Origin of the sequence: Burkholderia sp. LK4, assembly GCF_001043615.1 — a bacterium.
GTDB classification, from domain to species: Bacteria; Pseudomonadota; Gammaproteobacteria; order Burkholderiales; family Burkholderiaceae; genus Burkholderia; species Burkholderia cepacia.
Window position 1 is genome coordinate 1 of record NZ_LDUL01000034.1, and the last position, 12,240, is coordinate 12,240.

Annotated in this window: 11 protein-coding genes; 6 read left to right on the top strand and 5 right to left on the bottom strand. The window is 67.3% G+C overall.

Annotated features, from left to right (window positions below):
- Nucleotides 1-305: 305 nt before the first annotated feature.
- Both VK92_RS18270 and VK92_RS18275 read left to right on the top strand, forming a co-directional pair.
- Nucleotides 306-1,049, top strand: a complete 744-nt coding sequence (locus tag VK92_RS18270) for an SDR family oxidoreductase (protein ID WP_048027001.1) — start codon at nucleotides 306-308, stop codon at nucleotides 1,047-1,049.
- Nucleotides 1,050-1,128: 79 nt separating this feature from the next.
- A complete protein-coding gene (locus VK92_RS18275; protein ID WP_048027003.1) occupies nucleotides 1,129-2,166 on the top strand; it encodes a LysR family transcriptional regulator in 1,038 nt (345 codons plus the stop codon).
- A 179-nt stretch (nucleotides 2,167-2,345) separates the two neighbouring features.
- Here the strand turns inward: VK92_RS18275 and VK92_RS18280 are convergent, their stop codons facing one another.
- Nucleotides 2,346-3,650 carry a HipA domain-containing protein gene (locus VK92_RS18280; RefSeq protein ID WP_048027005.1) on the bottom strand — a complete coding sequence of 435 codons (1,305 nt, stop codon included), beginning with the start codon at nucleotides 3,648-3,650 and terminating at the stop codon, nucleotides 2,346-2,348.
- A complete protein-coding gene (locus tag VK92_RS18285) occupies nucleotides 3,640-3,924 on the bottom strand; it encodes a helix-turn-helix domain-containing protein (protein WP_021158233.1) in 285 nt (94 codons plus the stop codon). The genes VK92_RS18280 and VK92_RS18285 overlap by 11 nt, the downstream gene beginning before the upstream one ends.
- 299 nt (nucleotides 3,925-4,223) lie before the next feature.
- Here VK92_RS18285 and VK92_RS39035 point away from each other — a divergent pair, with 299 nt between their 5' ends.
- Nucleotides 4,224-5,453 (top strand): DKNYY domain-containing protein, encoded by a 1,230-nt coding sequence (locus VK92_RS39035; protein ID WP_053077820.1) that lies wholly within the window; start codon nucleotides 4,224-4,226, stop codon nucleotides 5,451-5,453.
- Nucleotides 5,454-5,726: 273 nt separating this feature from the next.
- Complete coding sequence (locus VK92_RS18295; protein WP_048027008.1) at nucleotides 5,727-6,944, top strand: acyl-CoA dehydrogenase family protein; 1,218 nt, start codon at nucleotides 5,727-5,729, stop codon at nucleotides 6,942-6,944.
- 55 nt (nucleotides 6,945-6,999) lie between these two features.
- On the opposite strand, the gene VK92_RS18300 is transcribed toward VK92_RS18295, so the two are convergent.
- Together VK92_RS18300 and VK92_RS18305 are read right to left on the bottom strand one after the other, a co-directional pair.
- Nucleotides 7,000-8,187 (bottom strand): LLM class flavin-dependent oxidoreductase, encoded by a 1,188-nt coding sequence (locus VK92_RS18300; protein ID WP_048027010.1) that lies wholly within the window; start codon nucleotides 8,185-8,187, stop codon nucleotides 7,000-7,002.
- Between the two features lie 294 nt (nucleotides 8,188-8,481).
- Complete coding sequence (locus VK92_RS18305) at nucleotides 8,482-9,666, bottom strand: porin (RefSeq protein WP_048027012.1); 1,185 nt, start codon at nucleotides 9,664-9,666, stop codon at nucleotides 8,482-8,484.
- Nucleotides 9,667-10,153: 487 nt separating this feature from the next.
- Here VK92_RS18305 and VK92_RS18315 point away from each other — a divergent pair, with 487 nt between their 5' ends.
- Together VK92_RS18315 and VK92_RS18320 are read left to right on the top strand one after the other, a co-directional pair.
- Nucleotides 10,154-10,498, top strand: a complete 345-nt coding sequence (locus tag VK92_RS18315; protein ID WP_021158240.1) for a DUF3088 domain-containing protein — start codon at nucleotides 10,154-10,156, stop codon at nucleotides 10,496-10,498.
- A 52-nt stretch (nucleotides 10,499-10,550) separates the two neighbouring features.
- Nucleotides 10,551-11,549, top strand: a complete 999-nt coding sequence (locus tag VK92_RS18320) for an ABC transporter substrate-binding protein (protein ID WP_048027016.1) — start codon at nucleotides 10,551-10,553, stop codon at nucleotides 11,547-11,549.
- Between the two features lie 83 nt (nucleotides 11,550-11,632).
- On the opposite strand, the gene VK92_RS18325 is transcribed toward VK92_RS18320, so the two are convergent.
- The gene (locus tag VK92_RS18325; RefSeq protein WP_048027018.1) at nucleotides 11,633-11,953 is read right to left on the bottom strand and encodes a hypothetical protein; all 321 of its coding nucleotides are present in this window, start codon (nucleotides 11,951-11,953) and stop codon (nucleotides 11,633-11,635) included.
- Nucleotides 11,954-12,240 lie beyond the last annotated feature (287 nt).

Below are 12,240 nucleotides of genomic sequence, written 5' to 3' on the forward strand. Positions count from 1 at the left end.
ACGCAGATGGCCTGCCGCGATCGCGGTTCTGAATCGCTCGCAGATCTGCAGGTAGATCGGCAACTGATGGTGCCGGTCGATTTCGATGGTCAGGGCGGGCGTTGGGGCGGGCATCGCGGTCTCGTGGGCGACGGGAGCGAACGGCATGGACCAGTCCGATCGACGATTCTTGGCACTGATGGATAGGACATGATTCTTCCACAATTGCGCCATGCGATGCGACGGTCATGACCGTTTTCATCGGAGGCGGCGCGCGTCACGTGCCGCACGCGTCCAGGAAAACCCTTTCGTCAGGAGATTTTGCGATGAAGATCGTTGTCATCGGTGGTTCGGGCCTGATCGGCTCACGCGTCGTCACGTTGCTCGGCGAGGCAGGGCACCAGGCGCTCGCGGCGTCGCCGCGCACCGGCGTCAATTCCATCACGGGCGAAGGCCTGACCGACGCATTGACGGACGCCGACGTCGTCGTGGACGTCGCGAACGCGCCGTCATGGGAACCGCAGGCGGTGCTGGATTTCTTCCGCACGTCGGCCCGCAATCTCGGCAAGGCCGAAGTGGCCGCAGGCGTGCGCCATCACGTCGCGCTGTCGATCGTCGGCTGCGACCGGATGCCGGAGAACGGCTATTTCGCGGCCAAGGTCGCGCAGGAACAGGCGATCGAGGCGGCCGGCGTGCCGTACACGATCGTGCGTGCCACGCAATTCATGGAGTTCATCGGCGGTATTGCGGATTTCGGCACGGAAGACGGGACCGTGCGCATCGGCGACGGACTGTTTCAGCCGATTGCCGCGGAAGACGTCGCGGCGCTGCTCGCGCAGATCGCGCTGGCCGGGCCGCTGAACGGCACGGTCGAGATCGCGGGCCCGGATCGCGCGCCGTTCGCGGAGATCGTCGCGCGTTATCTGAAGTCGATCGGCGACACGCGTGCGGTGGTGACCGATCGCGATGCCCGTTATTACGGCGGCCGTGTCGAGGAACGATCGCTCGTGCCGCTCGGGGCAGCGCGACTCGGCAGCATCGGCCTGGACCGGTGGCTCGCGAGAAGCTGATTCGCGTGTCGAAGGTGGGGGGCAGGCGTACGCCTGCGACGGGCAGTCGGGATGGGCGGGATGTCTGGGGGCAGCGGAAATGAATCGATCGGATACGTCGGAGCACGGCGTTCGTCGCGACTTGCCAGGGCGCGCCGACGCATTGTCGGCCAGCTTCGGTGCAAGCTACGCGGGCATCCTCGCGTTCGTCGCGGTGGCGAGCGAGGGGAGCTTCACCAAGGCCGCCGAACGTCTCGGCGTCGGCCGGCCGGCCGTGAGCCGCAACGTCCAGAAGCTGGAGGCGCAGTTGAGCACGCGGCTGTTCCAGCGGACCACGCGCATGACGGAACTGACCTGCGAAGGCCAGCGATTCTTCGAGAACTGCCGCCAGGGCGTGGCGCAGATCGTCGAAGCGATGAACGACATGCTGGAACTGCGGGAGGGGCCGCCGCGCGGCCTCATCCGGATCAGCTCGGCGGTGGGCTTCGGCCGGAAGATCGTTGCGCCGCTGCTGGAAACGTTTGCGAAAGCCTACCCCGACATCGTCATCGATCTGCTGCTCGACGACCGGCCGGTCGATCTGGTGTCCGAACGAATCGACGTGTCGTTCCGCAATGGACGCATCGAGGATTCGAGCATCATCGCCCGGCAACTGATTCCGATGCAGATGGCGCTCTGCGCGTCGCCGTCGTATGTGGCCAGGCACGGCCTTCCGCAGAGTCTGGAGGATCTGGGACGGCACGAGTGCATCAACTTTCGTTTCGCCAGCGGCCGCATCTTCGAATGGGAGTTCAACGTCGACGGCCGCGTGCAGAAATACCTGCCGAAGTCGCGGCTGACGTTCAACGACGCGGACCTGGTGCTGCGTGCGGTCCTGAACGGTTCGGGCATCGCGCAGATGGCGGGTTACCAGATCCGCGACCATATCGCTTCGAGCGAACTCGTCGTCGCGCTGGCGAAGCATGTGCCGGAAGATCGCGGCCACTATATCTGCTATCTCAGCCGGCAACATCTTCCGACGCGCATTCGTATCTTCGTCGACTTCATAACCGAGCAGATACGCGCACTCGACCTGAACTGCATGACCCGGTTCAATCCGGATGTCGCGGTTGCGTCGCCGGCCGGGCTCGCAGCGTGACGAGCCGGTGAAGCGCGTCCACCACGGGCCGGGGCCGGTTCGTCAGGCATCGGCTGCGGTGAGCGGACGGCACGCGAGAAGCGTTCATGTCACGAACGGGACGATTGCGACGTCGCGGTTGTCGCGCAGGAAAACGAGGAATCGGGCGCGCGACCGGCGCGAAACCCGCGCGCGGCCGCTTACCCGCGCCCCTGCCGCAGCGCGCGGCCCATCTCCGCGATCGGCATCGAGACGATCGAGTTCAGCAGGCGCATTTCCCCGGCGTCGGGGCGCGCGACCTCGCGCACTTCGTCGAGCGTCTGCGCGACGCTGCGATCGAGCGGTTCGAGAAAGCGCAGCAGCTCGTTTTCGGCTGCCTTATCCCTGAGCCCGAGTGCGTTGCCGAACGCGATCAGCGCGCCCAGGTCGACGTCGGCGAAGCGCGTCGCCGCGCCGAGCGGCATCGTCAGTTCGCAGTGCGGCCAATGATCGCCGCGATGATCGGGCCGGTGCGTGGGCGTGTGATAGACGACCGTGCTGACGATGTCGTAGAACGGCGCGAGCCGGTAGCCGCGCGCGTCGACGAAGAACGACAGGTTCTTCAGGTGCGCGTCGCCGTTGCCGACCACCACGTTGAAGATCGTCCAGCGGAACACCGACAGGCGCGCCAGCGCACGCGTGCTGGTCTGCCCGATCGCGCGGCCGAGTTCTTCCGCGTTCGCGCGCTGGTACTTGAAGCCGCGATCGTAGTTCAGCAACTGCATCGCATCGATCGTATGCAGGCGGGCGGCCGGCTCCGATGCGGTATCGCGGTCGAAACGGTCGATCACGTAGCACGCGGACGGCGCGCGCAGAAAGTGCACGTCGGGCACGTCGAGGCCCATCCGCTTCGCGAGCTTCATGCAGAAGAACTCGTTGATCGCCGAATGCGGATAGCCGGCGGCGCGCATGTCCGGTTTCAGCAGATGCATCGACGGTTCGCTGCCGACCGGCTCGAACAGCGTGTAGTCGGGCGCGTCGCCGCGCAGGATCAGCAGCAGCTTCTGCTGCGCGCCGGCCGCCGACATGCGCTTGGGCGCGGTGGCCGTCAGCGCGCGCTCGGGCATCGCCTGGATGCGGCGTTCGAGTTCGTCGAGCGGGAGCGGCTGCATGCTGCCGGCCGCTTCCTGCTCGCCTTGCGCGAGCAGCGTGAGCGCGCCGGCCGATTCGCGCCCGAAGTACGCGAGCAGGCCCCACGCGTCGGCGGCGTCGACCCTGGCCTCGCGCGCAAGCGACGTGCGCATGCCTTCTTCCGGCAGCAGGTTGTCGAAGAACCACTGGACCGGGCGATCGGTCGAGGTGTCGGTGAAGGTGCCGGCGCGCAGCGGGAAAGCGGGGGACAGCGGGTACGCGCGTGGCGATGCCAGCCACTGCGCGTCGTAGGTGAACGACCAGACGCCTTTGTCGTCGGTCAGCGCGCCCATGCGCAACCCGTTCGCGGAGGCGATCAGCGTTCTACTCGCCATGGCGGCTCCTGCGGCGTTGCGCGGCCTTCAGCACGTTTGCCGCCGAAATCTCGATGGACGACTGCGCGAGCAGGGTGATGCCCAGTTCGCCGAGCAGCAGCAGGATCTTGCCGACCTGCGCGGTGGGTTTCCCGGCCTCCACCTGGCTGATGAATTTCGGCGAAAGCCCCGTGGCGTTCGCGAGTTCGTCCCGCGTGAATCCCTGCTGGAGCCGGGCCGCGCGGATGAGGTTGGCGAGTGCGCCGATCGTGCCGACGGGCAGGATCTCGTGCATGACGTCCTCCGTGCTTCGTATCTGATCGGGAACAGTATTGCACAACTCGTTGGCGCAGGCATCCATTCGTATCCGAACGGAAACGAATTGGTCGTGCCGGCAACGGAATATCCATTTCGTTCCCAATCGGGAACCAGATGCGCTGAAATGACGATCGTCGACATGTTCGTATCCGGGCGGATACGCGATGGATCGACGGAATGTCCCGAAGAAGGCCGGGGCAGCGCACGTCGCCATGGTTAGAATGACCGCCGCACGTCCGTTCATTCCGTGGCCCGTCACCGGGTCGACACGCGCCCATGACCTTGCAAGAACTCGAAAAACTGATGCGAAGCCTGTTCGAGGATGAGAGCCTCGACATCGTCGCCGACACCGGCTACAGCCTTTCCTTCGTCGTGCCCGGCAAGGTCCGGGACGTCAAGGCCGCGCTGCTCGCGCGCACCGACCCGGCCGGATGGGACGGCGAGGCGATCCACTGGTTCTACCGGTGCGACGACGAGGACTGGGCGCTGTACCTGCGCTCGGTTCCGCATTCGGTGTACTGCATCGCGACCGTGCAGTCGCTGCATGCGCGCCACATGCAGAAGTACGAGGATGCGGCGCGGGTCACGCCGGAGCAGCAAGCCATGTACGACGCCGAGGACGCGCAGCGCCGTGAGGAGGCGGAAGCGCGGCGGCGGCGCGACACGCGCAACGAGCCGCTTGCCCCGCTCGGCGGGCCGTTCCACAGCGATGGCGAACGCGTCTGGGCCCGCACCGGCAGCGGGCATCAGTATCGCGCGCTCAACAACTTCGATCTGGGCAGCTTCCGGCACCTGGTCGATCACTTTGCCGTCGATGCGTCGGGGTTGCGCTACTACGCGGGCGGCGCCGCGTTCAGCTACGACGATGCAGGCGAAGGGCTCGTTGCCGACGGCGATGCCGCCACGCTGGAATCCCTGGGCGGCGGCTGGTATCGCGATGCACGGCAGGCTTACTACTTCGAGCGTGACATCTACGATTCCGGCCACCTGACCGTCGTCAAGGCCGACGTGGCCAGCCTGACGCATATCGGCGGCGCGTACGCGCGGGATGCGAAACACCTGTTCTGCGCCGGCGTGCGCAAGCGCGGCATCGACGATCCGGCCGGCGTGGTGAGCCTCGGCTACCGGTATGCACGGCTCGGCGCGCAGATCCTTTACGACGGCAAGATCGTGACGAAGCCGGGGCGCGTCGACGTCGAGACCGCGCGCGGCGTCTTTCACGACATGCTGATCGACGCCGACGGTCACGTGCTGTGGGGGAAGAACTACCGCAAGCCGTTGCCGGGGATCGACGCACGAAGCCTGCGCTTTCTGAACTGGGCCTTTGCGGTCGACGACCAGCGCGTGTACTACCGCACCAATACGAACCTGGCCGTGTGCGAGGGCGTCGACCGTGCGAGCGTGGAGGTGGTGCCGCCGATCCGCATCCGCGACAAGCACGGGCTGATCGACATCCGGTATCCGGAGGGCATCGTGCGCGTACCCGACCCGTCGACGGAATCGTGACGGTCGCGATCGGCCGGGTTCGGGGGGCGCCACGCGCGACCGCCGCCGCGCCGGGGTATCGCGCAATGGTGCGATGGTGCATTGGTGCATTGGTGCATTGGTGCAATGGCGCGCGACCATTCCCTGCACACGCATAACAAAAGCTGAAATCGGCTTTTCACGCACACCGGGGGCGTCCCTATACTTTGCGGTGCCGTACGTGCGCCGGTTCGCGGATGTCGCGATCGCGCCGCGCAGCGGCATTCCCGAATCTCTCGTACAAGGAACCGCAGAATGACCGCCCGTGATGCCGTCGATCCGCGCGACGCGTTGCGCGACGCGCTCGCCGCATTGCCCGATCTCGCGAACGCGATCGGGCAGGATGCCGCGCAACGCGAGGCGCGTCGCGAATTGCCGTTCGACGGCTTCGCACTTTTCCGGCGCTCGGCGCTGGGCGTGCTGCGGATTCCGGTCGCGCGTGGCGGCCTCGGCGGCACGCTGGTCGATCTGTTCGACACGATCGCGACACTGGCCGCCGCCGATTCGAACCTCGCGCACGCGCTGCGGATCCACTACGACCAGACCGAGACGCTGCGGCTGTCGCCGCGCACGCCGTTCAACGACGTGCAACTCGAGCGGGCACTGGCCGGCGCGATCTTCGGCGGTGCGTCGACCGAGCGCGGCACGTCGCGGCCGGGCGAGAACACCACCGTGCTGCGCCGGGACGGCGAGCACTATCGCGTGACGGGGCGCAAATACTATTCGACCGGCACGGCGTTCGCCGATTTCGCGCGCATCAACGTGGAGAACGAGCAGGGCGACGCGGTCGCCGTGATCATTCCCGTCGCGCGCGACGGCGTGCAGGTGCTCGACGACTGGGACGGCATGGGCCAGCGCATGACCGCGAGCGGCAGCCTGCTGCTCGACGACGTGCAGGTGTTCGCGGACGAAGTGGCCCCGCGCGACGGCTCGACGCTCGTCGGCCGCCATTGCGGCGCGCTGCGCCAGCTGCATCTCGTCGCGACGGGCGCGGGCATCGTGCGCAACGTGGTTGCCGATGCGCGTCGTTATGTGCTCGCGCACGGCCGCCCGGTGCTGCACAGCCCGGCGCCGACCGCGCGCGACGATCACTTCATCCAGCAGGTCGTCGGCGAGCTGTCCGCGCACAGTCACGCGATCGACGCGCTCGTGCGCGAAAACGCGCGGGCGCTCGACCGTTCCGCCGACGCGATCGAGGCCGGCGATGCCGATGCGGATGCACGCGTGCTCGACAGCGCGCTCGCAACCGCGCGTACGCAGCTCGTCGTCAGCAAGCTCGCGCTGCACGCGGCCGAGCGGCTGTTCGAAGTCGGCGGGGCATCGGCGACGGCGCGCGAACACAATCTCGACCGGCACTGGCGCAACCTGCGCACGATCTTCAGCCACAACCCGCTGCTGCACAAGGCGCGCGTGATCGGCGACTACGACCTGAACGGCGTGACGACGCACCTCACCGAAGGCCGCGTGTTCTGACCTGGCCGTGTCGAAACCGTGAGTGCCGCGGCGGGCGATGCGTCCGCCGCCCGCGTCAGTGCCGCAAGCCGGCGGCGCGCAGCAGCGGCAGCACGCGCTCGCCGAAGAAGTCGAGATCGGGCTTGAAATCGTAGAAGCTCAACTGGATGCCGTCGATGCCCGCGCGGTGCAGCCGCACGATGGTGTCCGCGACTTCCTCCGGCGAACCCGTGATCGAGATGTTGCCGCCGATCGCGCGCGCGTCGGCCTGCGCGCGCTGTTCGAAGCCGCCTCGCCACGCATGCGCGTCGCTGTCGAAACGGTGGAAGCTGCCTTCGTCCGCATGCGCGACGATCGCGTCGCGATACGCGCGCGCTTCGGCTGACGTTTCGCGGCAGATCACGAGCGGGTTGAGCAGCGTGCGGATCGTCCGGCCGCGCGCGGCGGCGGCCGCCTTCACGCGCGCGGTATGCGCGGGCAGGGCGTCGATCGCGCGTTCGGCGTCGGGGCCGGCCGGGCTCGTGACGAACACGATGTCCGAATAGCGCGCCGCGAACTCGATCCCCGCGTCGGAGCCGGTCGCGTTGATCAGCAACGGGCGGCCGTAGCGTGGTTTCGGCGTGACGAACGCGCCGCCCAGCCGCCAGCCCGACAGCGCGGGCGTGTAGCTGAAATTGTCCGGTTGCGCCCACAACTGCTGCACCGCGTCGACGAACTCGGCGGCCATCTCGTAACGCCGGTCGTGCTCGATCCTGTTCCAGCCGAACATCTCGTGCTCGATGGCGCGATGACCGGTCACGACGTTGATGCCCCAGCGCCCGCGCGAGATGTGATCGAGTGTCGCGGTGAACTTCGCGAAATGCAGCGGATGCCACGGCCCGTACAGCACATGGCTCGTCGCGACCAGGATGATCCGCTCGGTGCGTGCGGTCAGCGCGGCCAGCGTCATGAACGAGTCGAGCGCGTGGCCGTCGAACACGCCGCCGTAACCGCCTTTCGGCAGCCATTGCGACAGCGCGAACACGAGATCGAAGCCGAGCGCTTCCGCGCGCGCGACCAGCTCGGCGTTGTAGTCGAACGTCCAGTCGGTCGTGCGCGGCAGTGTCGACGCGCTCCAGCCGCCGGCCTGGATCGGCAGGAACAGCCCGAGCATCAGCGGCTGCGCGAGCACGCGCGACACGGGGCTGTCGGGGAAATCCGCCGGCGAGCGGACGTCGACGAACGGTGACGTCGCGACCGGCGCGGCGACGGAGGGGGCGTTCATGATGGTTTCCTTGCGGGTTGGGCACGCACCGCACGGCAACGGCGGGTACGCGCGGCGGTGAATCGCCCGGGTGCGATGCCCGACGTGCCGACGCGCCGACGCAGTGCCGCGCACCGGCTGCTGCGCGGCGCGCGGGGAGGGAGTCGGTCATCGTCGAACGCGTATCGCGCCTGCGGGCAGCACGCGGGAAACACACGGGAAACGCCCATTCTCGGCAACCGGGCACGGCGCGGCAAACAACGATTCCCGCTTTGCTTATCGCGCCGCACCGCACCGCACCCGCTGCGCATGCCGTCAGAACTTCACGCGCAGCCCGCTGACGAGCGCGACCTGGCGGTTCGTCGACGACGCGCTGCCGATGTTCGAGATTGCCGCGATCCTGCGATAACCGCCCGCCGTCGCCGTGCTCGCATCGCCGGCCGCGAGCTGGTAGATGCCCGACACGTAGATATCGGTGCGCTTCGACAGCGCATAGTCGAACCCGAGCGTGAACTGGTGCCAGCGCGGCTTCAGCGTCTGGCCGCCGGTGCCCGGCAGGCCGCTCGCGCGCCCGTCGGTGAACGTATAGACGCCGATCAGCGTAGCCGCCGGCGTGATCTGGTAACGCGCGTTCACGTCGTAGTTGTTGAACTTGCGCGACGAGCCGTCGAGATAGTTGAGCTGCGTGTGGCTCCACGCGAAGCCGAGCGTCGCGCGGCCGAGCGCGTAGTTCGCGCCCGCCACGCCGATCTGCTGCTTGAGCACGCCGCCGTTCAGCCCGTAGAAGAACGCGCCGCTGTAGTCGTTGCCGGTGGTCGAGGTCGCGCCGCCCACCGCGCCGGTCGTATTCGACGTCGCATTCGGGTGATTGAGTCGCACGTAACCGCCGCCGACCGACAGCGGCCCGTTCACGTAGTTCGCCGACACGCCCCACGCATTGTTGTTCGAGAAGCCGGTGCCGGCGCCGCCGTTCGCCTGGTTGCTGAACGCATAGAGCAGGTCGGCCGTGAAGCCGGCGATCGTGTCGCTGCGGAACTTCACCGCGTTGTTCAGGCGGAAGCTCTGGTTCATGTTGTCGTTGTCGCCCACGTGCGTGGCCGGCGACCAGAAGCCGGACCCCGAGTACTGCGCGACGAGATCGGTGATCGGCTCGTACTGGCGGCCGAAGGTCAGCGTGCCGATGCCGGACTTGGCCAGGCCGACGTACGCGGAACGGCCGAACAGCCGGCCGCCCTGGCCGAGCCCGCCGTCGCTCGGCCGGAACCCGCTTTCGAGCGTGAAGACCGCCTGCAGGCCGCCACCGAGATCGTCGACGCCTTTCAGGCCCCAGCGGCTGCCGCTCAGCTTGCCGCTCGTCTGCTGGATGTTGCTCGCGCCGCCCTGGTTGTTCGTATAGGCGAAACCGGCATCGACGACGCCGTACAACGTGACCGAACTCTGCGCATGCGCGCTGACCGAACCGATCGAAACCAAACCCAGGACTACCGTTTTTTTGATCATGACTTTCCTCTGTTTTTATGAGTACGACAGTGAGGAGCACGATGCTATTGACGCGGGTCGAACCGGCGAACGGCCGATCCGTGGTTTGTAAATCGCTGCGCGGCCGATTTGTAATGTGCGTTGCTGCAAATCCGGCATGTGCGTCGCGATCGCGTCCGGCACCCCTGCTGCGGCGAACGCATCGCTCGAACGGCGAACGTCGGGCGCCGGCTACCCGCGGCCGCCGTCATATCGATCGATGAAATGGTTCGATATCCGCAATGTCCGCGATGCAACGGGCGATGCATTTACGCAACGGCCGTCTGTGCGGCGCACGATCGATGCGCTACGCGCGCCGGCATATCGATTTCGCAAAACGTTGGTAGGGCGGTGCGACGCGCAACGGTAGAGTCGGGCATCCGGCCAGGGGCCGGCCTGCTCCGGGATCACGACGGCGCCGACGTGCGCATGCGTCCCGGCTGAACAACGAACACGGGAGCCGTCTGACATGAGTCGCGATGTACTGTTTTTGCTGGAACCGGGCTTTGCCGATCCGAAGCATCCGGGCCAGCGTTTCGTCTGTCCGCACGGACTGTCGATCGAGGGGCTGCTGGCGAGTGCGCCCGAGCAGGCCGGCCGCATCGACGTGAAGCGCGTCGGCTTCGAGCGGCCGCGCCACGCGGTGATCGAGGCGCTCGACGATGCGCACCAGGGCTTGCCGGTCCTCGTGCTCGGTCGCGACCAGCCGGCGCCGGACGACGCGCAGACGCTCGGCGACGTGCGGTTCGTCACCGACGCGCGCCGCATCCTCGAACTGCTGGCCGAGCGCCACGGGTTCCCGGTGCTGCATTGATGCAGCCGCGCGGGCTTCCGCTCAATTCGCAACCGATCGACAGGAGGATTCGATGGCGTCAACGTCGGCGGCACGCCGCCGCCTGATTCTTGCCGGCGCCGCGGCCGTGGCGGCGCCGTTCGCCGCGAAGGCCGCGTTCGCCACGCCGGCCGTCAACGCCGATCTCGCCGGCACGACGTTGCGCGTCGCGACCTACAAGGGCGGCTGGCGCGCGCTGCTGCAGGCGGCCGGCCTCGGCGACACACCGTACCGGATCGACTGGCGCGAACTGAACAACGGCGTGCTGCACATCGAGGCGCTCAATGCGGACGCGCTCGATATCGGTTCGGGCAGCGAAATTCCGGCCGTGTTCGCCGCGCGCCAGAAGGCCAGCGTCCGGCTCATCACCCGCGTGCGCGAAGACCTGAACAACCAGGTCACGCTCGCACGCAAGGACACGCCGATCCGCAGTATCGCGGACCTGAAGGGCAAGCGCGTCGGCTACGTGCGCGCGACGACGTCGCACTACTTCCTGTATCGCCAGCTCACGGAAGCGGGCCTCGGCTTCGACGACATCCAGCCGATCAACCTGTCGCCGGCCGACGGGTTGTCGGCCTACGATCGCGGCGACATCGACGCGTGGGCGATCTACGGCTACAACGGCCAGCTCGCGCGCAATCGCTACGGCGCGCGCGTGCTGAAGACGGGGAAGGGTTATCTGTCGGGCAATTTCCCGGTGTACGCGAACCCGCGCACGCTCGACGATGCGCGCCGTCGTGCGGCGACGGGCGATCTGCTGCTGCGGTTCCGGCGCGCGTATGCGTGGGCGAACGGGCATTTCGGCGACTACGCGCGGGTGCAGAACCAGGAGACGCGCGTGCCGGTGGCCGATCTCGTCGCGATGTTCGACCAGCGCAGCGAAGACTATGCGCTGCTGCCGGTGACGCCCGACGTGGTGGCGCAGCATCAGCAGGTCGCGGATGTGTTCGCGCGGATCGGCGTGCTGGATGGGCCGGCGAATGTCGCGCCGTTGTGGGATACGTCGTTCAACACGCTGGTGGCATCGGCGTGACGCGATGCGCCGGGAAGACTTGCGCGTGAGCCGGCGGCTTCAGGCCCGACGCAGGTTTGGTCGGGCGCGCCGGTCCGGCGGGATCAGGCGAACGTCGTCGCGACCATGATGCCGAACACGAGCCCGAGCGCGATCCCGCAGAGCCGGCCGTAGATCGACGCGCGCACGTTGTCGTCGAGCACGAACGGCGAGCGCTTGTGCTTCCACACCGTGCTGAATGCGACCGGGCGGCTCAGCAGCGCAATGCAGGCGAGCAGCACCGGCGTGGCGATCAGCATCGCGATGCGCTGCCCGTTCCAGTCGACGCCGTGCATGGCGAGCGACACCAGCGCGGCGAGCGGCACCTCGACGCACAGGCCCAGCAACGAGCCGTTGACGAATGAATCTCCCGGGGTCTGGAACATGGTCGGTCGTCGCGTCCGGATGAAATCGGCGCCCCGTTCAGGCACCTGGAAAATGAAAGCCACGGCCGGAGTCCAGGGTCGGTCAACCGTGATCGGCGTCAGTCGAGATGACGGCCGGATGTTAAGGCAAATTGCCGGCCGGTTGTCGGTCATTCAAGCTATTTAACAAATGTTCGGAATCGCGACGCATTTTCAGGTCGCGCGGGAATATCGCGTCGTGGTAAAAATCGAGCATCCATTTTCTGGCGAACGGCCCCGGAGAACGGGGCCGCCGCCGAATGGATATC